At 66.0% G+C, this 20356-nt stretch carries 24 protein-coding genes; 11 read left to right on the forward strand and 13 right to left on the reverse strand.

Annotation, left to right across the window (positions count from 1 at the left end; genetic code table 11):
• Positions 1 to 108: 108 nt before the first annotated feature.
• The 4 genes from RCH11_RS14680 to RCH11_RS14695 are packed head-to-tail and all read right to left on the reverse strand — an operon-like array spanning position 109 to position 2217.
• Positions 109 to 477 (reverse strand): hypothetical protein, encoded by a 369-nt coding sequence (locus tag RCH11_RS14680; protein WP_327057763.1) that lies wholly within the window; start codon positions 475 to 477, stop codon positions 109 to 111.
• Positions 474 to 872, reverse strand: coding sequence for a sterol carrier family protein (locus tag RCH11_RS14685; protein ID WP_327057764.1), 399 nt, complete (start codon positions 870 to 872; stop codon positions 474 to 476). Before RCH11_RS14685 ends, RCH11_RS14680 begins: the two co-directional genes overlap by 4 nt.
• A 28-nt stretch (positions 873 to 900) precedes the next feature.
• Positions 901 to 1782 carry an EamA family transporter gene (locus RCH11_RS14690; RefSeq protein ID WP_327057765.1) on the reverse strand — a complete coding sequence of 294 codons (882 nt, stop codon included), beginning with the start codon at positions 1780 to 1782 and terminating at the stop codon, positions 901 to 903.
• 33 nt (positions 1783 to 1815) lie between these two features.
• Positions 1816 to 2217, reverse strand: a complete 402-nt coding sequence (locus tag RCH11_RS14695; RefSeq protein WP_327057766.1) for a DUF3253 domain-containing protein — start codon at positions 2215 to 2217, stop codon at positions 1816 to 1818.
• A 96-nt stretch (positions 2218 to 2313) separates the two neighbouring features.
• Between RCH11_RS14695 and purD the strand changes: the two genes are divergently transcribed.
• The 5 genes from purD to RCH11_RS14720 all read left to right on the forward strand — a co-directional run bounded on the left by purD (position 2314) and on the right by RCH11_RS14720 (position 6944).
• The gene (gene purD, locus RCH11_RS14700; protein ID WP_327057767.1) at positions 2314 to 3564 is read left to right on the forward strand and encodes a phosphoribosylamine--glycine ligase; all 1251 of its coding nucleotides are present in this window, start codon (positions 2314 to 2316) and stop codon (positions 3562 to 3564) included.
• Positions 3565 to 3672: 108 nt separating this feature from the next.
• Positions 3673 to 4602 carry a phosphoribosylaminoimidazolesuccinocarboxamide synthase gene (locus RCH11_RS14705; protein WP_442789055.1) on the forward strand — a complete coding sequence of 310 codons (930 nt, stop codon included), beginning with the start codon at positions 3673 to 3675 and terminating at the stop codon, positions 4600 to 4602.
• Positions 4599 to 5093, forward strand: coding sequence for a GNAT family N-acetyltransferase (locus tag RCH11_RS14710; protein ID WP_327057769.1), 495 nt, complete (start codon positions 4599 to 4601; stop codon positions 5091 to 5093). Before RCH11_RS14705 ends, RCH11_RS14710 begins: the two co-directional genes overlap by 4 nt.
• Before the next feature lie 160 nt (positions 5094 to 5253).
• A complete protein-coding gene (locus tag RCH11_RS14715; RefSeq protein ID WP_327057770.1) occupies positions 5254 to 6120 on the forward strand; it encodes a VOC family protein in 867 nt (288 codons plus the stop codon).
• 59 nt (positions 6121 to 6179) lie between these two features.
• Positions 6180 to 6944: an SGNH/GDSL hydrolase family protein gene (locus RCH11_RS14720; RefSeq protein ID WP_327057839.1), complete on the forward strand. Its 765-nt coding sequence runs from the start codon at positions 6180 to 6182 to the stop codon at positions 6942 to 6944.
• On the opposite strand, the gene RCH11_RS14725 is transcribed toward RCH11_RS14720, so the two are convergent.
• Positions 6930 to 8060, reverse strand: a complete 1131-nt coding sequence (locus tag RCH11_RS14725) for an AI-2E family transporter (protein ID WP_327057771.1) — start codon at positions 8058 to 8060, stop codon at positions 6930 to 6932. The two genes, RCH11_RS14720 and RCH11_RS14725, sit on opposite strands and share 15 nt — an antisense overlap.
• 111 nt (positions 8061 to 8171) lie before the next feature.
• On the opposite strand from RCH11_RS14725, the gene purS reads away from it, so the two are divergent.
• Together purS and purQ are read left to right on the forward strand one after the other, a co-directional pair.
• Entirely contained in the window at positions 8172 to 8432 is a 261-nt protein-coding gene (purS, locus tag RCH11_RS14730; protein ID WP_327057772.1) for a phosphoribosylformylglycinamidine synthase subunit PurS, read from the forward strand.
• Positions 8429 to 9127, forward strand: a complete 699-nt coding sequence (gene purQ / locus RCH11_RS14735; protein WP_327057773.1) for a phosphoribosylformylglycinamidine synthase subunit PurQ — start codon at positions 8429 to 8431, stop codon at positions 9125 to 9127. The genes purS and purQ overlap by 4 nt, the downstream gene beginning before the upstream one ends.
• 180 nt (positions 9128 to 9307) lie before the next feature.
• On the opposite strand, the gene RCH11_RS14740 is transcribed toward purQ, so the two are convergent.
• Positions 9308 to 9697: a hypothetical protein gene (locus RCH11_RS14740; RefSeq protein WP_327057774.1), complete on the reverse strand. Its 390-nt coding sequence runs from the start codon at positions 9695 to 9697 to the stop codon at positions 9308 to 9310.
• A gap of 72 nt (positions 9698 to 9769) precedes the next feature.
• Between RCH11_RS14740 and RCH11_RS14745 the strand changes: the two genes are divergently transcribed.
• Positions 9770 to 10429 (forward strand): winged helix-turn-helix transcriptional regulator, encoded by a 660-nt coding sequence (locus tag RCH11_RS14745; protein ID WP_327057775.1) that lies wholly within the window; start codon positions 9770 to 9772, stop codon positions 10427 to 10429.
• A 364-nt stretch (positions 10430 to 10793) separates the two neighbouring features.
• Here the strand turns inward: RCH11_RS14745 and RCH11_RS14750 are convergent, their stop codons facing one another.
• Positions 10794 to 11960, reverse strand: a complete 1167-nt coding sequence (locus tag RCH11_RS14750; RefSeq protein ID WP_327057776.1) for a mechanosensitive ion channel family protein — start codon at positions 11958 to 11960, stop codon at positions 10794 to 10796.
• A 206-nt stretch (positions 11961 to 12166) separates the two neighbouring features.
• On the opposite strand from RCH11_RS14750, the gene RCH11_RS14755 reads away from it, so the two are divergent.
• The gene (locus tag RCH11_RS14755) at positions 12167 to 13141 is read left to right on the forward strand and encodes an endonuclease domain-containing protein (RefSeq protein ID WP_327057777.1); all 975 of its coding nucleotides are present in this window, start codon (positions 12167 to 12169) and stop codon (positions 13139 to 13141) included.
• 458 nt (positions 13142 to 13599) lie between these two features.
• Positions 13600 to 15903: a phosphoribosylformylglycinamidine synthase subunit PurL gene (purL, locus tag RCH11_RS14760; protein ID WP_327057778.1), complete on the forward strand. Its 2304-nt coding sequence runs from the start codon at positions 13600 to 13602 to the stop codon at positions 15901 to 15903.
• Between the two features lie 139 nt (positions 15904 to 16042).
• Here purL and RCH11_RS14765 read toward each other — a convergent pair whose 3' ends face one another.
• Genes RCH11_RS14765 through RCH11_RS14780 form a run of 4 tightly spaced genes read right to left on the reverse strand, consistent with a single transcriptional unit; the run spans position 16043 to position 17823 of the window.
• Entirely contained in the window at positions 16043 to 16960 is a 918-nt protein-coding gene (locus RCH11_RS14765; RefSeq protein WP_327057779.1) for an SDR family NAD(P)-dependent oxidoreductase, read from the reverse strand.
• Positions 16957 to 17277, reverse strand: coding sequence for a chorismate mutase (locus tag RCH11_RS14770; RefSeq protein WP_327057780.1), 321 nt, complete (start codon positions 17275 to 17277; stop codon positions 16957 to 16959). The genes RCH11_RS14765 and RCH11_RS14770 overlap by 4 nt, the downstream gene beginning before the upstream one ends.
• On the reverse strand, positions 17241 to 17690 hold the full coding sequence (locus RCH11_RS14775; protein ID WP_327057781.1) for a GNAT family N-acetyltransferase: 450 nt from the start codon (positions 17688 to 17690) through the stop codon (positions 17241 to 17243). Before RCH11_RS14775 ends, RCH11_RS14770 begins: the two co-directional genes overlap by 37 nt.
• The gene (locus tag RCH11_RS14780) at positions 17659 to 17823 is read right to left on the reverse strand and encodes a hypothetical protein (protein WP_327057782.1); all 165 of its coding nucleotides are present in this window, start codon (positions 17821 to 17823) and stop codon (positions 17659 to 17661) included. The genes RCH11_RS14775 and RCH11_RS14780 overlap by 32 nt, the downstream gene beginning before the upstream one ends.
• 71 nt (positions 17824 to 17894) lie before the next feature.
• Here RCH11_RS14780 and RCH11_RS14785 point away from each other — a divergent pair, with 71 nt between their 5' ends.
• A complete protein-coding gene (locus RCH11_RS14785; protein ID WP_327057783.1) occupies positions 17895 to 18503 on the forward strand; it encodes a maleylpyruvate isomerase family mycothiol-dependent enzyme in 609 nt (202 codons plus the stop codon).
• Positions 18504 to 18551: 48 nt separating this feature from the next.
• Here the strand turns inward: RCH11_RS14785 and RCH11_RS14790 are convergent, their stop codons facing one another.
• Both RCH11_RS14790 and RCH11_RS14795 read right to left on the reverse strand, forming a co-directional pair.
• Positions 18552 to 19508 (reverse strand): aldo/keto reductase, encoded by a 957-nt coding sequence (locus RCH11_RS14790; RefSeq protein WP_327057784.1) that lies wholly within the window; start codon positions 19506 to 19508, stop codon positions 18552 to 18554.
• Positions 19509 to 19614: 106 nt separating this feature from the next.
• Complete coding sequence (locus tag RCH11_RS14795; RefSeq protein WP_327057785.1) at positions 19615 to 20355, reverse strand: hypothetical protein; 741 nt, start codon at positions 20353 to 20355, stop codon at positions 19615 to 19617.
• Position 20356 lies beyond the last annotated feature (1 nt).

Here is a 20356-nt window from a genome sequence, read left to right on the forward strand (position 1 = left end):
GATTGGCCACCAAATGGCATGCGTGGCCGCGTGGAGGCGCCTTTCGCGGCGAATCTCCTGCGTTTTGAGGAGCGGGGAGGCGTCAACCCCACGCGGGTGCAGGCGGCTTCAGGAGGCGGGCTCGTCGGGCAGCGGGTCGACCGTGGTGTGCTCGGCCAGGGCGGTGCGGGCACGCCGCTTGAGGCCGGCATCCAGCACGATCGCGACAAGTGCTCCCATCACAAATCCTGCCGGCACTCCGAAGATCAGGAAATAACCGAAGAGGGCGCCGAAACCCACCTTCGGGTCAGAGGGAAACGATGCAGTGAGGATGAAGGTGGCGACAGCCCCGAGCCCCGCCCCGATGATCAGGAAGCGTGAGTACCGGGGAATCCGGCGCACCGTCACCTCGGTCTCGACCGTTGACCGGGAGGGTTCATGCGGGCCGGGTTGCGCACCGGTGTCGAACTGAGGGTCGGTGTCAGGCTCGGGGGTCATGTTTCCATTGTCCCTGACGGCTTCGGGGTGTCCGCCCCTGCCCAGTCGAGGGGCAGGTGGGCCGAGAGATCAGCGCGGGATCCGGATGCCGCGATCCGGCCGTGCTCAAGGGCGTGGGCCCACGCGGTACCGCCGGTCGCAAGAGCGAGCCAGGTGAGAGCGTCGGTCTCGACGACGTTCGGCGGAGTTCCGCGGGTGTGGCCAGGGCCCTCGATGCACTGCACGGCACCGAACGGCGGCACCCGCACCTCCACGGAGTTACCGGGGGCGCCTTCCGCGAGCACCTGGAGAAGGTAGCGAACAGCCGTCGCCTCGGTATCGCGGTCGGCAACGGTCGCGAGCGCTCGATTCACGGCGTCGCGGCCAGCGGCATCCGCAATGCGTGCTTTAACCATGGTTCTACGCTACTCGGGGTTGGCGCACCTATTCAGGTACGAACGCGCGCCTTCGCGGGCGCCGGTTCACGACGGCAGCCGCAAGCCCGCCGAGCATGATCGCCCCGCCGACGATCTCACTCGCCGTCGGGTTCTCTCGGTACACGACCCAGGCGGCGAGGATTCCGATTACGGGCACGAGCAGCGTAAATGGCACGACGGCACCGGTCGGGTAGCGGGCGAGCAGGGAATTCCAAATCGTATAGGCCACGAGAGAGGCCGCAACCGCGGTGTAGACCGTGCTGAGAATTGCGGCGATCGACAGATGCGTGAGCGAGTATCCCACGGCCTGCGGGCCATTCACCAAGAGCGCCAGACCGAGGGAGGGGGCGGGCACTACGAGCCCCGACCACACCACAAGCGAGAGTCCGGATGCCGCGCGGGCTCGCCGGGACAGCACATTGCCAATGGCCCAGGACAGCGCCGCGAGCAGGGTGATCACGAGCGGGAGCCAGGGCGCCGCGTAGGTGTGCCCGACCACCACGACGGCGAGGCCGATCATGCCGATGACGATCCCCACGAGCTGACGACGGGTGGGATGCTCGCGCAAAAGCAGGGATGAGACGACCACTGAGAACACAATCTGGGTCTGCAGCAGCAGTGAGGCGAGGCCGGGCGGCATCCCGAGCGACAGCGCGAGGTAGAGCAGTGTGAACTGGCCGAGGCTGAGGAAAGCCCCGATGAGCAGGATGTTCCGCCAGCCGATCGCCGGTGGCCTGATGAAGAAGACTGCCGGAACGGCCACCAGCACAAACCTCATCGCGAGGAAGACCAGCGGCGGCACCTTGGCGAGTCCGAGGTCGATGGCCACGAAGTTGAAACCCCAGAGCACCACTACCAGCAACGCGAGGAGAGTGTGGCGGGGAGTCATCCACTCAGCTTGGCAGGTGCGGCCGACCCTGCTTCACCGCGGGCGGCGACGCAGCTGGAACGGACCCTTCGCTGTCGATGCGTCCACGATTTTTCCGCCCTGGAGGATGTCGACCTCCCCTGCCGCGACGAGCCGCCGTGCCGCGCGCCTGGCCGGCTCCGCGAGCTCCTGCCAACGGTCCGCACCGACTGCCCGGGCGGCATCCGCGACGAGGATGGTGGCGCCTGCGGGGCGGTCGGCCAGCAGTGCGAGGATCGCGGCTTCGAGCATCCGGTCGCTCTCGGCCACTCCCCGGCCTCGGCAGGCGTCGGAGCAATAGCGCACGGCCTCCCAGTCGCGCGCCCATTTTGCCCGCCACTGGATGCGACGGCCGCAGGCGACACAGAACTTGTCGACCGGCGCTGTCGATTCCGTAGGTCGCTGACGGTGGGCCATGTAAGCAGTCTGCCCGGCGTTGCTGGGCATCGGGCCGGGGTAATCGGATCGGGAATCGCGCCGATGGGTGACTCGGCGGGTCGGTACGCTTGCCGAGTGAGAATCCTCGTCCTCGGTTCCGGTGCTCGCGAGCATGCCATCATCACCGCCCTCCTGCGTGAGGCCGACGATCACGACATCATCGCGGCCCCCGGCAATGCGGGTATCGCCGCCGACGTGCCCGTCATTGCGCTCGACCCCACCAATCCAGCCGTCGTCACCGACTTCGCTCTCGAAAACGACATCGAGCTGGTGATCATCGGCCCGGAGGCGCCGCTCGTCGCCGGAGTCGCCGACCGACTGCGCCAGCGCGGGATCGCGGTGTTCGGCCCCGGCAAGGCCGCGGCCCAGCTCGAGGGCAGCAAGACCTTTGCTAAGCGGATCATGGATGTCGCCGGTGTGCCCACCGGCCGCGCGACCCGGGCGGGCAGCCTCGATGAAGCCATCGCCGCGATGGACTCGTTTGGCGCGCCCTACGTCGTCAAGGCGGATGGCCTTGCTGCCGGCAAGGGCGTGCTAGTCACGAGCGATCGGACAGCGGCGGTTGCCCATGCCGAATACTGGATTGGCCAGGGCAGCGTGCTCGTCGAGGAGTTCCTCGATGGCCAGGAAGTCTCGCTCTTTCTGCTCAGCGACGGTCACAACGTACTTCCGCTCGAGCCGGCACAGGACTACAAACGGCTGTCTGACAACGATGAAGGACCGAACACCGGCGGCATGGGCGCGTACTCCCCGCTCCCGTGGTTGCCCGTCGGCTTCGTGGACGAGGTGATCAACACCATCGCCATTCCCACGGTTCGCACTCTCGCCGCCGAACAGACACCCTTCATCGGACTGCTCTATTGCGGCCTGATCATCACGGAAAGCGGTACTCGCGTCATCGAGTTCAACGCCCGCTTCGGAGACCCCGAGACCCAGGTGGTGCTGCCGCGGCTCATCACACCGCTGAGCGGCCTGCTGTTCGCAGCGGCGAGCGGCGAACTCGGCGGGCTTGCCCGCCCGGAGTTTTCCACGGACGTCGCGGTCACCGTGGTGCTGGCGAGTGAGGGCTATCCCGAAACCCCGATCACCGGCCGCGCCATTAGCGGGGTCGATGCCGCACTCGCGATCCCCGGGGTGACGGTGGCCCATGCAGCGACCGCGCTCTCCGGCGGCACCCTCGTGGCGATCGGCGGACGCGTGCTCAGCATCGTCGCGACCGGCAGCGACTTTGTGGAGGCCAGATCCCGCGCCTATCTCGCGCTGCAGGCGATCGACCTCGAGGGCGGCCAATACCGCACCGACATCGCGCTGAGCGTCGCGGGGTAGCGCCGCGGCCAACGGAGTAGCGCCGCGGCAGACCGAGTAGCGCCGCGACAGACCGACTAAATGCCGCAGGCCGTCACCCCGAACCATCCGCCCACGGGTTCCTGAATAATGGGAGGGGTGAACGCAATCGACTTGACCGCGGATGGCTGGACGCATGCCTACTCCGGCAAAGTGCGCGACCTGTACTTCGAGACGGGGACGGCGGATCTGGCCAGCGCCGGGCGAGTGCTCCTGGTCGCCAGCGACCGGGTGAGCGCGTTCGACCACGTGCTGTCGCCGGGGATCCCCGGCAAGGGCGAGCTGCTCACGACGCTGAGCCTGTGGTGGTTCGATCAGCTCGTGGGGGTGCCGAATCACCTGGTCGCCGATCACGAGTTGCGAGGGGATTCGGTGCGAGACCTCATTCCGGATGCCGTGGTCGGGCGCGCGATGCTCGCTCGCACCCTCGATATGTTTCCGATCGAGTGCGTGGTTCGCGGATACCTCGTGGGCTCCGGCTGGCTCGAATACCAAAAGTCCCAGACGGTATGCGGCATCGCCCTGCCAGCGGGACTCGCGAACGGGGATCGCCTTCCCGAGCCGATTTACACGCCGGCGTGGAAGGCTCCGATGGGCGAGCACGACGAGAACATCCCCTTCGAGCGCACGGTCGACCTCGTGGGTCGGGGGGTCGCCGGGGCACTGCGCACGCTCAGCCTCGAGGTCTTTTCACGGGCATCGGCAATTGCGGAGTCGCGCGGCGTGATCCTCGCGGACACCAAGTTCGAATTCGGCGCCAATCGTGACACTGGCGTGATTACGCTCGCGGACGAGGTGCTGACGAGCGACAGTTCGCGCTACTGGGATGCCGCCACCTACGCCGAGGGGGGACCCGACCGGCTCGCAAGCTTTGACAAGCAAATCGTGCGCAATTGGCTCAGCGCAAACTGGGATCAGCGCGGTGTGCCGCCGTCGCTCCCGCCGTCGCTCCCCCCCGCGATCGTGGAGCAGACCGCGGCCCGCTACCGGGAGCTGATCCAGCGGCTCACCGGCTCATGATCGTGCGTCAGGTCGCTTGGGACGACCCGGAGGCCACCGCGCTCCGGGGAGCCCAGCGCGCCGAAATGGAGCTGCGCTACGGCACGCCCGATTCCGAGCCAGGGCCGGCTCCGACTGCCGCCGACATCACGGTATTCTTCGTGGCATACAGCGACGACGGCGAACCTGCCGGGTGCGGCGGGCTGCGGCAACTCAGCGACACCGAGGCGGAGATCAAGCGCATGTATGTCGCACCGCACCACCGCGGGTCCGTCGTCTCCACCGGCATCCTCGATGCCCTCGAGACCTTTGGGCGGGAGCGTGCGTGGCTGCGCCTCGTGCTCGAGACCGGTGATGCGCAGCCCGATGCCATCCGGTTCTACGAGCGGGAGGGATTTACGCGCATCCCCAATTTCGGTCATTACGTCGACTCTGCGCTCTCGATCTGTTTCGAAAAGTCACTGTTCGGCAGCGATCCCGCCGATGACGCTCTGTGCGAGGGATGCCAGTAGGCGCTGCCTCCTGTGCCGCCGGTGCCTGCGTTCAGTCATGCCAGTCGCCACACCCTCCCGCGCACACACCGTGCCTCGCCGCCTGTTCTCGGTGCGGGGCCGCCCTGCTCCCCGATAGACCTCGCGGAATAGTTGTCGCATCAACTAAGTTGATACCGATATGACCGCAACCGACCTCCTCGCCGCCGACACCTCGATGGGCACAGTGACGCTTCTCGTCGCCGACCTCGACGGGATGACCGCTTACTACCGTGATGCGGTGGCGCTCAGCGTGCTGGCCTCCACAGCCGACACCGTTACTCTCGGCCGCGGCACGACCCCGCTGATCATCCTGCGTGCGGCCCCCGAGCTCGTTCAGGCGAGTCCGCGGGATGCCGGGCTGTTTCATACGGCAATCCTGTTCGATTCGGAAGCCGCACTCGCGGCATCCGTCTATTCGATCGCGACGAAAGCCCCCGGCACCTTCACCGGCAGCTCCGACCACCTTGTGAGCAAGGCCTTCTACTTCACCGACCCGGAGGGCAACGGGGTAGAGCTCTACTGGGACCGCGACCGAGCCGAATGGGGTTGGGTTCACGGCCAGGTCGAGATGTCCACGCTTTTTCTCGACCCGAATGTATTTATGCAGGAGCACCTCACCGAGGCCGCCGTCGCCGCTCCGAACTTCGGCGACGCCGTCGTCGGCCACGTGCACCTCGCGGTGGGCGATATTGCCTCAGCCCGGGAGTTTTACGTCAACCGTCTCGGCTTCGAGCAGACCATCATGTACGGCGATTCCGCCCTCTTCGTGAGCGCGGGCGGCTACCACCACCACATGGCGATGAACATCTGGAATAGTGCGGGCGCCGGCCGCCGCGGGCGCACCCTCGGACTCGGCCAGGTCGATATCGTCGTGCCAGGAGCGGACGACCTCGGATCCCTCGGCGAGCGGATGTCACACCACGGCATCGCGACCCGTCATGACGGGCAGACCCTGAGCTTCGACGACCCCTGGGCGAATGTGATCCGCGTGACCGCAGCGACCTGAACGGTCGTGGCCCTCCCTGGCAATTCGCCCGGCGCGAGCGGCCTAAAATTGGTGGAGTGATGAATTTCCGTCCGAACTTCCTGAGTCGGGCCGCCGCCATTCCCCTCGCCCCCGTGTTACTCGTGCAGGCGAGAAAGGCACGATCCAGCATCCCCCGGCTTCCGGATGCGGCGCTGCCCTGGACCGGGTCGTTGCCGGGCGCCGACCTGATCCGCCTGCTCGTGCTCGGGGATTCGACGGCCGCCGGCGTCGGGGCGGACAGACAGAATGAGGCACTTCCCGGCAGTTTCGCCCAGGAATTCGGTGATCGTTTCGATCGGGGAACAACGTGGAGAGCGATCGGCGAGAACGGCGCAACCTCCCGCGACCTCCTCGCACGGTTCATGGGTGCAGCGACGGCGGATCGCTACGACGTCGTCTTCCTCACAATCGGAGCCAACGATGCCCTCGGGCTGCGCTCCCGCCGAGCCTTCGCTCAGGATGTGCGCGAGATCGTGCTCCGACTGCGAAAGGTGAACCCGGATGCCCTGCTCCTGGTCTCGCTGATGCCCCGGTTCGACCGCTTCCGCAGTCTTCGCAGCCCCTTGCGCTGGAACCTCGCGCTGCATGCCGCGAGCCTGGACGATGCCGCTCGCGCGGCCGTTCGCGGCCTCGATCGGGTGTTCGCCCTGCCGAAGCCGCCGCCATACACGCCTACGTTCTGGGCCACCGACCTCTTCCACCCTGGCCCGTCGGGCTACCGCGAGTGGGCGGAATTCGTGCTCGACTCGGTGCCACTCAGCCTGCTCGAGCCACTCCGGCGTCGGCATTCACCTCGCGGCTGACGCCCTCTTCGCGGTGTCGACGCCGGGCTCTGGCACGATCGGGTCGTTCCAGCGCTTGATGACGGCCCAGGCGACCGCCGCGGCAGGAACCGAGATCAGCGTGCCGAAGATTCCCCCGAGGATGGTGCCGGCGGTGAGGGCGAGCAGCACGATGAGTCCGTGCAGCTTGAGCGACTTGCCCATCACGAAGGGAGAGAGAAAGTTGCCCTCGATCTGCTGCACCGCGACAACGACGATCACCACGACGATCGCCGCGGTGGGGCCGTTCGTCACCAGGGTAACGAGGGCCGCGATGATGCCAGTGATCGTCGCCCCGACAAGGGGGATGAACGCACCGATGAACACCAGGATCGCCAGCGGGATGGCAAGCGGAACCTGAAGGATCAGCATGGCCACACCGATGAAAAGCGAGTCCACGAAGGCGATGATCGCGGTTCCGCGCACATAGCCGCCGAGGGTCTGCACCGCGCTGTCACCGGCGCGACGCATTTTGGCGTGCACACGGGGTGCGAAAGGCGTGATCAGGAACGACCAGATCATCGGTCCGTCCTTCATGAAGTAGAACAGCACGATCACCGTGAGCACCGCGCCGGTAACGAACTCCGCGGCCGTCGACACCCCGGCGAGCGCACCCGATCCGAATTGCGCGCTCGTGACGAAGTCGACGAGCGTCTTCTGCACGCCGCTGATTTGCTTGGTTCCGAGGTTGAGCGGACCGTTCTGCACGAAGTTTGCCACCGTATTAATGCCGGAACTCACTGACTTCTGCAGGGTGGAGAACTGCGACTGCACCTGGAAGACAGCGATCGTGATCACCCCACCGAACACGATGATCCCGGCCAGGAGCGAGATGATCGCGGCGATCACCCGTGGCATGTGCTGCTCCAGAAGGCGCACAACGGGGCGGAACGCGGATGCCACGATCAGCGCGATCAACACCGGCACCACCACCAGCTGGAGCTTCGTAGCCGCGAAGACGGTCAGTGCCACGATGGAGAGCACGAGCAACGCCTGGCCGCAGCGCTGCGCGAGACGCGCAAAGGGGTCGTTCCACACGGCAGTCGGCATGCGGGGCGGGACGGGTGAAGGGGTGATCTGCTTCTTCGTGAACATCATCCGATCGTATCGACGGCGAACGGATCTGGCGTGGGGCTTGCGCAGAGGGTGCGCTACGTGTCTCCGGTAAGCTGAAGACATCCACCAACCGGCGAACTCATGGAGTGTCTCGTGCCCGTAATCGTCGTCGAGGTCATGCCGAAGCCCGAGCTTCTCGACCCCCAGGGCAAGGCTGTCGCCGGTGCCCTCCATCGCCTCGGCACGGCCGGTATCGCCGGCGTGCGCATCGGCAAGCGCTTCGAGGTGACGGTGGACGAAGTCACGGATGCCGTGCTCGCCGAGGTCACTCGACTCGCGGAGGACATGTTTTCCAACTCCGTGATCGAAGACGTGGTGTCGATCACGACAGTTCCGACCGTGACCGGCTCATGACCTCCATCGGAGTCATCACCTTCCCAGGGTCTCTCGACGACCGGGACGCCCAGCGCGCCGTGCGACTCGCCGGTGCAACCCCGGTCGCCCTCTGGCACGGCTCGCACTCGCTCGAGGGCGTCGATGCGATCGTGCTGCCCGGCGGCTTCAGCTACGGTGACTACCTGCGCTGCGGCGCCATCGCCTCACTCTCCCCGATCATGGCCGAAGTCATCGATGCGGCGGCGAAAGGCATGCCAGTGCTCGGCATCTGTAACGGATTCCAGATGCTCACCGAAGCGCACCTGCTCGAGGGCGGTCTCATTCGCAACGACCACGGCAGCTTCATCTGCCGTGACCAGAAGCTACGGGTCGAAAACGCTTCAACGGCCTGGACCGGTGGCTTCGAGAGCGGTGCCGAGATCACCGTGCCACTGAAGAACGGCGAGGGCGGATTCATCGCCGACGCCGAGACCATCGCTCGCCTCGAAGGCGACGGCCGCGTGGTCTTCCGCTACCTCGAGGTCAACCCGAACGGATCGCTCAACGACATCGCCGGAATCTCGAATGCCCGCGGGAACGTCGTCGGCCTGATGCCCCACCCGGAGCACGCGTCCGAGGAGGGTTTCGGCCCGGATACCGCGCTCGCAATGCGCAATGGCACCGACGGGCTCACCGTCTTCACGAGCGCGATCGCGGCGCTCGTCTCCGCCTGACGCGCAGTTTCAGCTCGCGTCGTGTGACGTCCGCCCTGTCGCATCAGGCGATGGTCGCGTTCGACCATCGCCCGGTTCGCCTTCTACTCCCCGCTCTTTCGATCCGCTGAAGCCACCGGCACCGGCATACCCTCCGGGGCTGGCAATCAGATAGCGGCGGAATCGCCAGGGCTTACTTCTCTAGTTGCCGCCGCTTGCTCGGTAGTCGGCTGCGTTGTACTGGATGCGGAGTTCGCGGATTTTGTCGCCGTCGAATTCGAAGAACTCGGAGAAACGGATGGTTCCGCTGGGGAGTTCGGCGTCGTAGAGCACCGCCGCCCCTGCCGAGGTGACAACGGCCTGAAGGATCGTGATGCTGCGGACCGAATCGATGAAACCTCGCACCCCGTGCGTGAAGCGGATGCCGCCCGCCATCCGGCCGGAGATCGGTCCATCGAACACAAAGTCGTCCGCGAGCAACGGGAGGAGGTCGCGCCCATCCTGGTACAGATCGGCACCGCCAGTGAGGATGCTGTAGTAGGTGCGAAGAGTGGGCGATTCGTCGATGGTCGTCATGGTTCCTCCGGACATTCAGAGATGGATATTGGTTGATATCCTCAAGTGTGCGCTTGATTAAGTCAAGTGCTTTGATAGCCTGATGTCGTGAAAACATATGGCCAGTACTGCGCGCTGGCGCGAGGACTCGATTTGGTCGGTGACCGGTGGACGCTCCTGATCGTGCGCGAGCTGCTGTCGCTGGGAGAATGCCGCTACGCGGACCTACAACGCGGTCTCCCGGGGATTGCGACGAACCTGCTGGCCGGCAGGCTCCGCGACATGGAGGATGCCAACCTGGTGCGGCGCGCGAATCTGCCCCGCCCCGCGAACGCGGTGGTGTTTTCCCTGACCGATCGTGGCGCAGCACTCGAGGGTGTCGTGCGCGAGTTCATCAAGTGGGGCGCACCACTCATGGGCTCCCCGATGCCGCAGGAGTCCTTCCGTGCGCACTGGTTGTTGCTACCGCTCCGCGCCCTGTGTCGAGACAACAGTCCCACAGCTCAGCGGCAGGTCGTACGTGTCGGGACCGTCGTTGATGGATGCGACATCATCGTGGATGCTGGCGTGATTCGGGTCACGCCCAGTGGATCGGATGAGCGCCCTGATGCCGTGGTCGCTGCTGACCCCGGTTCGCTCGTCGCTCTGTTCGCAGGCACGATGCCCATCGCAGCTGCCGCCAGTGCGCAACTCATCACCGGAGACGTCGATGCGGTGCGGCGCGTGGTCGGCGGCATCTCGGTCGCGGCGGGGGAAATGACACCGTGACGCATCCTCACTCGACAGCGATGCACTGTCTCGAGGGTGTCGCCGCAGTGGGTGAAAACGACGGCCCTGCGGGACCCGTCACCAGCACCACACGAACTCTGCGCGAATGAGTCGCGATCCCCGCGAGTCCCGGCCCTCAGACCGCCCGCCAGAGCGGGACCGTTCGTGCAAGAGAACCTCGCTATTAGGTCCGGCTGGGAGCCTGAAGAGGCGTCCGATGGAGGCGGACGATTTCAGGCGGTCGTCGCAACATGGGATTCTTCTGGCTCGAAGAGTAATCGCTGCATGGCGTGCGTGGGGGGGCTGCCGCCGAGGGTTTTGCGCGGGCGGGCACGCGTGCGCACGGCGCGCCGCCGTTGGTTGATCACGAGCCGTCCGGATCGACTACCGGCACCGTGCCGGTGAAGTGGCTGGCCCGCTCCTCGGCCTCCGGCGTACCGGTGAAGAGTCCGATCTGACCGGTGGTCACTGGCACGGAGGATGCACGAGCACGTGGCGGGTTCTCCATCGACTGGATGCGCGTGCGGGGCAGGGCCGCGACATCCGTCTCGTGAAGCCACTGCACCAGCTGTTCGCGCACGTGACAGCGCAAATCAAAGAGGGTCGGGGCATCAATCGCGGACACGAGCACCCGGATGCGCACGAAGCCGCCAACGGCATCCGTCACCTGCAGCACCCCGGTGCGGCCGTCCCAGAGCGGGGTCTCGGCGAGGATCAGGTCGAGTCGATCCCGCATCTGCGACGGACTCGCCTGCCAGTCGAGGTCGAACTCCACCGAGCCGAGAAGCTCGCTCGAGTGTCTCGTCCAGTTCTCGAACGGGGTGTTCGTGAAGTGGGTGGAGGGCAGCACCAGCCGCCGGTCGTCCCAGATGTGCACCACCACATAGGTGAGGGTGATCTCCTCGATTCGGCCCCACTCCTTCTCGACGATCACCACGTCATCCACCCGGATGGCATCGCTGAAGGCGAGCTGGATGCCGGCGAACACGTTGGCGAGGGTGGACTGCGCCGCGAGTCCGGCGACGATCGACACCACTCCCGCCGACGCGAGCACGCTCGTGCCCACGGCCTGGACCCCCGGGAAGGTGAGCAGGACGGACGCGATGCCAACGATAACGATCACGACACTCGCGAGTCGACGCACGATCGCGATCTGCGTCTGGACGCGACGGGCGCGCTTGTTGTCCGCGACATCCGTTCTGTATCGGCCGGTCGCAAGCCCCAGTCCGAAGTTGACGAGGGCAGCGACCAGCCAGGTGCCCGCGGCGATCGTAGCGATCAGGAACCCGTGGTCGACGGTGCCGAGCGGCGCCGCCTTCGGCAGGGTGAAGTGAACCGCGATCCATCCGGCAACCACGACGAGGAGTAAGCGATACGGAAGCCGCGCCCGCAGGATCAGCGCGCGCGCCCAGCTTTCCCGGCGGGCGGTGAGCCGCGCTGCCACCGAGGTGATCGCCACGACTACGACTACGGCGGCGAGGGCGATGAGCACGGCGACGCCAAGCCCGATCCATGATTTCCAGTCCGACATTTGGCCAACGGTAGGCGCATTCACCTTCAGGGCAAAGTGAAGAATCCCCCGTATGAGAGAACCCTGAGATGCCACTTTCCGTTCCATAGCTGCACGGTTGGGACCGAAAGTGGCATCTCGTGTGGAGTGTTCGCGCGCGGCACCCCAATGCCCTCGGCTGTGGATGGATCCGGATGCCACTGCCCGGTTTCGGGCAGCATGAGCGGATGTCTCCCCGTCGAGTCGACTTACCACCCGAGCTGGCGGGCGCGCCCTTCTCGATCACGCAGGCACGGCAAGCCGGTGTCGGCCCGGAACGGCTGCGGAGCGCGGATCTGATTCGGCCGCATGCCGGCGTTCGGGTGACTCGTTCAGGCGCTGGCGCCAGCAGCGCTGGCGCCGATTCCCTGGGCGCCGGCAGCGCCGACGCCACCATGCATCGCTGCGCGGAGTACGTACCGGTGCTCGGTCCTCACCACTTCTTCAGCCATCTCACGGCCGCCCGACTATGGGGCTGCCCACTGCGGGCGGAGCCCGACGAGCCCCTCCACGTCTCGGCGACCCAGAACGCCCGGGCTCCGCGGCGGCGGGGCGTAGTTGGTCATCATGCCGACCCGGCATCGAAAATCGTGATGAGGGCAGGTTTTCCGACGTCCGACCCGGTCTCGACTTGGCTGGCGATCGCCTCCGTCGTCAGCCTGGATGAGCTTGTGGTTGCCGCTGACCACCTCGTACTCGATCCGTATCAGCTCGACCCGCGGGACATCCGCCCACACACATCTATCGAGGAACTGGGCGCTGCGGTTAAGAAGTTTCACGGACGGGGAGCGGCGCGTGCGGCATCCGCTTGTGATCTGGTGCGTCAAGGAGCCGAGTCCCGGCCGGAAACACTGCTGCGGCTGTTGCTCCAGCGAGCGGGACTGCCCGAACCGCAGCCAAACCGCGAGGTGAGGGATGACATGGGCCGGTGGCTCGGGCGTGCGGATCTCGTCTACGCCAACTTTCGTACAGTGGTGGAATACGACGGTGACCAGCACCGGTCGAACAAAGCCCAATATGAGAAAGACATCATTCGCTGGGAACGTTTCATCGCGGCGGACTGGCGAGTGGTGAAAGTGCGGGCTGGCGGCCTCTTCGCGACCCCGGAGGCCACGGTGCAGAGAGTGCGCAGTGCGCTGCACGCCGGCGGCTGGACTGCGTGACCTCCTCGGCCACGTCGCGCATGCCCGTGCGTGCGCGTTTGCGCCCGTTCGCCCGCGTTCGCGCCCTTCTCGGCCGCGTTCGCTCCTTCTCGCCCGCGTTCCTCAATCGACATGCCACTTTCTGTTGCATGACCTGAAATTTGAGACGGAAATCGGCATCTCGCTGGCACGCGGATGGGGACGCGGGGTCGCGGTGCGCGCAGGGTCGCGGTGCGCGCAGGGTCGCGGCGCACGCAGGGTCGCGGGGCGCGCGCAGGGTCGCGGTGCACGCAGGGTCGCGGCGCACGCAGGGTCGCGGTGCGCGCGGGGTCGCGGTGCATGCAGGGTCGCGGCGCAGGGTCGTGGCGCGGGGTCGCGGCGCGTGGGGCGGTCGGCACGCGCAGCGGCACGCACGCGTGGGGCCGCACGGATAGAATTGGGGCTTCCGGCACGCCCTCGATCCAGGAGTCCTAGCGCCCGTGAGCACCCCTAAAATCTCTGCCGCTGACACCGTGTCGAACGCTGCGGCCACCCCCGATAAAGAACAGCCCTACGCCGCGCTCGGCCTGAAGCACGACGAGTACCTCGCCATCCGCGAGATCCTCGGCCGGCGCCCAACCAGCGGTGAGCTCGCGATGTATTCGGTGATGTGGAGCGAGCACTGCTCCTACAAATCGTCGAAAATCTACCTCCGTCAATTCGGTGACAAGACCACACCCAAGATGCGCGAGAACCTGATGGTGGGCATGGGTGAGAACGCCGGGGTAGTGGATGTCGGACAGGGCTGGGCCGTGACCTTCAAGATCGAGAGCCACAATCATCCCTCCTATATCGAGCCGTTCCAGGGCGCCGCGACCGGTGTCGGCGGGATTGTGCGCGACATCATCTCGATGGGTGCTCGTCCGGTCGCGGTGATGGATGCCCTCCGCTTCGGCGCGATCGACGACCCGGACACGGCGCGGGTCGTGCACGGGGTCGTCGCCGGAATCTCCTTCTACGGCAATTGCCTCGGCCTGCCCAACATCGGTGGTGAGACGTGGTTCGACTCGGTCTACCAGGCCAATCCGCTGGTCAATGCGCTGGCCGTCGGTGTGCTGCGTCACGAAGACCTGCACCTCGCGAACGCTCGTGGCGTTGGCAACAAAGTGGTGCTGTTCGGCGCCCGCACCGGCGGAGACGGCATCGGCGGGGCATCCATCCTTGCTTCGGATTCGTTCTCCGAGGGAGGCCCGACCAAGCGGCCTGCCGTGCAGGTGGGTGACCCCTTCGCCGAAAAAGTGCTCATCGAGTGCTGCCTCGAGTTGTTCGCGAACGACCTCGTCGAAGGCATCCAGGACCTCGGCGCCGCCGGCATCAGTTGCGCGACGAGCGAGCTCGCGAGTAATGGCGACGGCGGAATGTTCATCGAACTCGAGAAGGTGTTGCTGCGCGACCCGACATTGACCGCCGAGGAGATCCTCATGTCGGAGTCGCAGGAGCGCATGATGGCGATCGTCACCCCCGACAAGCTCGCGGGATTCCTGGCCGTCGTCGAGAAGTGGGATGTCGAGACTTCCGTGCTCGGGGAGGTCACTGACACCGGTCGCCTCATCATCAACTGGCATGGCGAGCAAATTGTCAATGTGCTGCCACGCACGGTCGCGGTGGACGGGCCGGTGTACGAACGGCCCGTTTCCTACCCAGCCTGGATCGATGCGCTACAGGCCGATTCCGCGTCATCGTTGCCCCGTGCCAGCGTGCCTCTCGACTTGCGCGCCGAAGCCCTTGCCCTGCTCGGAAGCGGCAATCTCGCCTCCAAAGACTGGATCACCAACCAATACGACCACTACGTCATGGGCAACACCGCGCTGTCCTTCCCGGATGACGGCGGCATGGTGCGCATCGACGAGGAATCTGGCCTCGGATTCGCCGTCGCGACCGACGCGAACGGCCGCTACGCGTACCTCGATCCGTACCGCGGAGCGCAGCTCGCCCTCGCCGAGGCGTTCCGCAACGTGGCTGTCACGGGTGCGACTCCGGTCGCCGTGAGCGACTGCCTCAACTTCGGCAGCCCGGAAAATCCCGAGGTCATGTGGCAGTTCTCGAAGGCCGTCGAAGGCCTGGCGGATGGATGCCTCGAGCTCGAGATCCCCGTCACCGGTGGCAACGTCTCGTTCTACAACCAGACCGGCGACGTGCCGATCCACCCGACCCCGGTCGTGGCCGTGCTCGGTGTGATCGACGACGTGGCCGACCGCATCCCGAGCGGCTGGCAGGATGAGGGCAACAACATCTACCTGCTCGGCACGACGCGCGACGAGCTCGACGGATCGGCCTGGGCTGGAGTCATCCACTCCCATCTTGGCGGTCGTCCGCCGATCGTCGATTTCGCCGCAGAGCAGGCTCTCGCCGGGCTGATCAGGTCGGGGTCAGAGCAGAACATCATCGCCTCTGCCCACGATCTTTCCGACGGCGGGCTCATTCAGGCGGTCTCCGAGTCGGTGCTGCGCTTTGGCGTCGGTGCACGACTGTGGATCACTGAGCTCGTGGAGCGGGACGACATCGACGCGACGGCTGCGTTCTTCAGCGAGTCCGGAGCCAGGATGATCGTTTCGGTTCCGCGCGAAGATGATGTGCGGTTCATCGGCCTCTGCGAGGGACGTGGGGTGCCCTTCCTGCGCGTGGGAGTGACGGATGGAACGGACCTCGAGGTGCAGGACCAGTTCACGCTCACGCTCGAAGAGCTGCGTGAAACCCATCGCGGCACGCTCGCACGGCACTTCGGGCCGGTCGTCGGATACTGAGCTGCGGCGCCTCTGCCTTTCGCTCACCATCAGTTTTTCGCACAAGTGGCCGCTCAACAGCAGAATTTCGGGGCATCCGCGGGTTGACTGATGTTCAGCGTGCTCGGGTGCCACCCCCACTGCCACCCACATCGGCGACCTAGACCGGGAACTTCTGCCCGACGAGTTTCTCCGAGGCAGTCCAGAGTGCCGCTCCGAATGTCGCACGACTGCTGGATGCCACGGGCTTCTGCCGCACGGGAGGGCCGGTGAGACCTCCCCGCGGGCCCCAGTACTCTCCGCCGATGGCCTCCGGATCGGTGGCCGCCCGAACGGCGGACCACGCCGCCGTTTCTTTGCCACCACCCGTGAAGAAGCGGAGCTTGGCGAGGATGCGAGCCCGTGTCGACGGCTCCATCACGCCGGGGCGAGTGGGACTATTGCCGTCCTGGGCACCGCCCGGATGCGCGACCAGCGCGATGACGGGACTGCGCACGGCACGTAGCCGACGATCCAGCTCGAAGCCGAAGGCCTGCGTGGCGTGCTTTGACCAACCGTAGACGGCAAACGGAGAGAACTGTTTCTCACTCTGCAGATCGTCCAGGCGCGGCCTTGTGAGGCGGGTCGCCCCACTGCCCATTGTGACGACACGGGCCCCCGGGGTCGCCGCCAGCGTCGGATACAGCAGCGCGGTGAGCAGGAAGTGCCCGAGATGGTTGGTGCCGAACATCCGCTCGTTGCCGTCCACGGTGATTTCGCGGTGTCTGCTCGGCATGATGACGCCGGCGTTCTCGATGATCGCGTCGATATGCCGGCCAGCCAGAGATGCCGCGGCGGCGCGCACCGATTCGTAGGACGAGAGATCGAGCGTGACGTGCTCGAGCTCGGCCGCGGGAATGCGACGGCGGATCGCGGCGATCGCGGCATCCGCCCTTTTAGCGCTGCGGCACGCAATGACCACCCGGCCACCGGCGGCAGCGAGTTGCTCGCTGATGAAGTAACCGATGCCCGCGTTACCGCCGGTGACGACAAAGGTCTTGCCGGCCTGGGAGGGGAGGTGGCGCGGGTCCCAGGTCATGCCGGGTGCGTCTCGATGGTGCCGGTACTGGCGATCTGCTCGTGCTGATGGATGACCTCGGCGATGATGAAGCCAAGGAACTTCTCGCCGAACGCGGGATCGAGGTGGGACTCGGATGCCAGAGCCTTCAGCTTCGTAATCTGCTCGAGTTCGCGGCCAGGATCGGCTGCCGGCAGTCCACTGGATGCCTTGAGCCGCCCCACCTGCTGGGTGAACTTGAAGCGCTCGGCGAGGAGATGCACGAGGGCGGCATCCACGTTGTCGATGCTCTGGCGGAGACTCAGGAGCTGAGCGGCGGGATCAACAGTGTCGGACATGTTCTGAGGGTACCCGTGGTGAGGACTCGACACGGTATCCCGCCAGGCTGGGCGGATGCGAAAGAGCATGGGTCGGTCACCGTAGCGTTCGAGTTTCGCCTCGAGGACGGCCCGCACCCGCGGCCAGTCGGCCAGTCGTCCAGTCGGCCAGTCGGCCAGTCGTCCAGTCGGCCAGTCGGCCAGTCGGCCACGATGGTGGAGAAGACCGCGCTGTCGCGCCAGCTGCCATCCGCTTCGGGGAGATCACCCCTCACGATGCCCTCAGAGGTCGCACCGATGCCGCCAATGGCCGCGCGGGACCGCTCGTTGAGAGCATCCGCCTGGATCTTCACTCGGCCGAAACCGTGCTCGAAGGCGAAGCCAAGAAGCAGGAGCGTGACCTCAGCATTTACCGCGGTAGCCCGAGGCTCCACCGCCGTATCCGCCCGCGAAGACCACCGGATGACCGATCGCCAGAAATAGCGCCGGCAGATGCGCGCGCTGCACCGGCTGCAGTCGCACGGATCGGCCGGGGATGGTGGTGGGCACCGGGCGCGTCGCAGTCACGCGATTAGTCTGAGCGGGTGCGGCATGGCCACGGTGATTGCTAATCGGAGTCACGGGTGAATAATGCAGGAATGACCAACACCGCCCTGTTCCTCAGTTCGGCCGCCGGGTTCGTGCGCCTGCTCGGCCAGATCCCCGACGAGCAATGGTCCGAGCCCGGCCTCGGGTCGTGGACCGTGCGCAGCCTCGCTGGGCACACGGCCCGAGCCATCCTCACCGTGGAGAACTACTTGGCGCAGGAGGAACCGGGCGACGTGACCATCGCCACCGCCGAGGCCTACTACTCCACCGTCTACCTCACCTTCACCGATGACGCAGCCGTCGCCGCCCGCGGTGTCGAGGCCGGCGAATGGCTCGGCGACGATCCGGTCGCCCAGGTGTCCGCTGCCCTCGCTCGTGCGACGGCGGCGATCGAGTCCCAGCCGGCGAACCGCATCGTGTCGATCGGAGGGATGGGCATCCGCCTCAGCGAGTACTTGCGCACACGGGTTTTCGAACTCGTGGTGCACACGATCGATCTCTCGCGGGCGGCCGGACTCCCCCACTCCATGCCAGAGCCCGTTATCGAGGATGCCGTGACGCTTGCCGCTGCCGTGGCTGCCCGACGCGGATCCGGCGAAACCCTGCTGCTTGCCCTCACCGGGCGAGCCCCGCTCGCCGAGGGCTTCAGCGTGGTCTGACCGAGCGTGGTCTGACCGAGCGTGGTCTGACAGTCGGCCGCCTGACGATCAGTCGGTGAGTGCCGAATCGATCTGCGCCCAGAGTTCATCGGCAATGGGCACCTGGGATTCGACGATGGCGCGTTCGAGTCCATCCAGGCTCGAGACTCCGACGATTGTGCTGTGGATGCGTGGCTCGCGGAGGCTGAACTGGAGAGCCGCCGCCGCAAGGGATACGCCGGCTTCTGCGCACAGCCCCGTGATTCGATCGACCGCGTGCTGCTCTGCCGGTCGGATCGCCCGGTACGCGTAGGTTCCACGAAAGCGAGCCTCCCCGGTAAGAATCCCTCCGCCGTAGGGAGCGGCATTGTTGATCCCCATCCGACGGCTGGTCGCGGCGTCGAAGAGCCCGGAGGCGGTGCGGTCGATGAGGGTGAAGCGATTATGGGTGATGAGCGCCTCGAAGACATCGGTTTCGACGAATTGCTGAAGCATGTCGACCGGCCCTCCGGAGATACCGATGTGGTCGGCGAATCCGCGTTCCTTCATCGCGACGAGCGCCTCCACCGGACCACCCGGTGCCATGGATGCCTCGAACCCGATGCTCTCGGGATCGTGGAGGTAGAGCACCGGAAAGCGATCGATGCCGAGTTTCTGCTGCGACTCCTCGAGGGAACGCCACATTCGATCGCCGCTGAAGTCCCCACTGGCGTCACGATCGAGCTTGGTCTGAAGTACGAAACCGTGCGGGATGCCGCCGGCGCGTTCGATCGCCCTCCCGATGAGCGACTCGGAGAGCTCGCCTCCGTATTCGTTGGAGGTGTCGATGTAGTTGATCGGGGCCGCCCCGGAGAAGAACGCATCGCCGAGACAGGCGATCCGGGAATCGACCCCCGCTGCCGATTCGCCGGTGCGCGCCGGTCCCCAGGACGAGGTGCCCAGACAGAGCGCGGAGACACGGAGCCCGGTGGATCCGAATTCGACGAGGCCGTGCGGTGCGCTGTCGTTCGGGGTGCTGTCGTGCACGGTTCTGAGCTTTCTCCTATCGGGTGCGCCATGAAGGCGAATCGGCTCCAACTGCGTCGCAGTGTCGGATACCGGCGGGCGCAAGCGGCAGTGTGCCGTTCGCGAATCAACCGAGCTGGGCAGTGGCCCTAGACGCAAGAAAGACTCCCCAGCGACGGTAGTGGCTGGCGTAGTTAAATGCTCCGCCGACGAAATCTGACTTTTCCACCGGTGGCATCTCCACGAATTCCACCTTCGGTGTTCGGGCGCACGCCTCAGCCACCGCCGCCGAAAATCGGCGTGAATCGTCACTCAGAATGCTACTAATCATCGGTCCGACCTGCGCATAGCCGGAAACCTCAGGGATGCCGGTCACCAAAACTCTCGCCCGGGAAGAAGTCTTTTCGGCGAGAAACACGAGAAGGCGCTCAAGTTCCTGACGCCAGAGCCGCAGGGGAGCGAAGGAGAGCACATCCATGACACCTGGCGAGAGCACGATGAAGTCGAAGCTGCCCAACCCGTCGAGCCCGCGCACCGAAGCCGCGATGCCCGGGAGCCGTGGCCGGCCTGGCGCGAGAGACTCCCATTCGACCCCCCGACCGGTAGCGCGGGCGAGGTTTTCGGCGAACTGGTGGGCGACACCGAGTTCAAAGCTCTGCACGCCGATTGACGATCCGCTAAGCCCGCCAACGACGAGGAGATGCAGAACGCGCGGCCCCTCGATGAGGCCGTAGGGGGCGTCATCCGGTGCCTCGGTGGAAACCCGGGTCTGGGCACCAGCCGCATAGTTCAAGGCGATGACAGGGCGAAATAGTGACAGGCAGGCGCGAAGAAACCGGCGACCGAATGGCGCCTTCTGCACTGCCATT

The organism is Glaciihabitans sp. GrIS 2.15 (assembly GCF_035984695.1).
GTDB lineage: Bacteria > Actinomycetota > Actinomycetes > Actinomycetales > Microbacteriaceae > Lacisediminihabitans.

What these genes read in the sequence shown, in the direction of transcription:
- RCH11_RS14685 (WP_327057764.1), bottom strand. Translation starts at nt 872, where the DNA reads ATGGTTAAAGCACGCATTGCGGATGCCGCTGGCCGCGACGCCGTGAAT.
- RCH11_RS14715 (WP_327057770.1), top strand. Translation starts at nt 5,254, where the DNA reads ATGACCGCAACCGACCTCCTCGCCGCCGACACCTCGATGGGCACAGTG.
- RCH11_RS14785 (WP_327057783.1), top strand. Translation starts at nt 17,895, where the DNA reads ATGACCAACACCGCCCTGTTCCTCAGTTCGGCCGCCGGGTTCGTGCGC.
- RCH11_RS14765 (WP_327057779.1), bottom strand. Translation starts at nt 16,960, where the DNA reads ATGACCTGGGACCCGCGCCACCTCCCCTCCCAGGCCGGCAAGACCTTT.
- RCH11_RS14750 (WP_327057776.1), bottom strand. Translation starts at nt 11,960, where the DNA reads ATGTCGGACTGGAAATCATGGATCGGGCTTGGCGTCGCCGTGCTCATC.
- RCH11_RS14740 (WP_327057774.1), bottom strand. Translation starts at nt 9,697, where the DNA reads ATGTCCGGAGGAACCATGACGACCATCGACGAATCGCCCACTCTTCGC.
- RCH11_RS14770 (WP_327057780.1), bottom strand. Translation starts at nt 17,277, where the DNA reads ATGTCCGACACTGTTGATCCCGCCGCTCAGCTCCTGAGTCTCCGCCAG.
- RCH11_RS14710 (WP_327057769.1), top strand. Translation starts at nt 4,599, where the DNA reads ATGATCGTGCGTCAGGTCGCTTGGGACGACCCGGAGGCCACCGCGCTC.
- RCH11_RS14795 (WP_327057785.1), bottom strand. Translation starts at nt 20,355, where the DNA reads ATGGCAGTGCAGAAGGCGCCATTCGGTCGCCGGTTTCTTCGCGCCTGC.
- RCH11_RS14695 (WP_327057766.1), bottom strand. Translation starts at nt 2,217, where the DNA reads ATGGCCCACCGTCAGCGACCTACGGAATCGACAGCGCCGGTCGACAAG.
- RCH11_RS14690 (WP_327057765.1), bottom strand. Translation starts at nt 1,782, where the DNA reads ATGACTCCCCGCCACACTCTCCTCGCGTTGCTGGTAGTGGTGCTCTGG.
- RCH11_RS14755 (WP_327057777.1), top strand. Translation starts at nt 12,167, where the DNA reads ATGTCTCCCCGTCGAGTCGACTTACCACCCGAGCTGGCGGGCGCGCCC.
- RCH11_RS14680 (WP_327057763.1), bottom strand. Translation starts at nt 477, where the DNA reads ATGACCCCCGAGCCTGACACCGACCCTCAGTTCGACACCGGTGCGCAA.
- RCH11_RS14720 (WP_327057839.1), top strand. Translation starts at nt 6,180, where the DNA reads ATGAATTTCCGTCCGAACTTCCTGAGTCGGGCCGCCGCCATTCCCCTC.
- RCH11_RS14705 (WP_442789055.1), top strand. Translation starts at nt 3,673, where the DNA reads ATGGGAGGGGTGAACGCAATCGACTTGACCGCGGATGGCTGGACGCAT.
- purQ (WP_327057773.1), top strand. Translation starts at nt 8,429, where the DNA reads ATGACCTCCATCGGAGTCATCACCTTCCCAGGGTCTCTCGACGACCGG.
- RCH11_RS14725 (WP_327057771.1), bottom strand. Translation starts at nt 8,060, where the DNA reads ATGATGTTCACGAAGAAGCAGATCACCCCTTCACCCGTCCCGCCCCGC.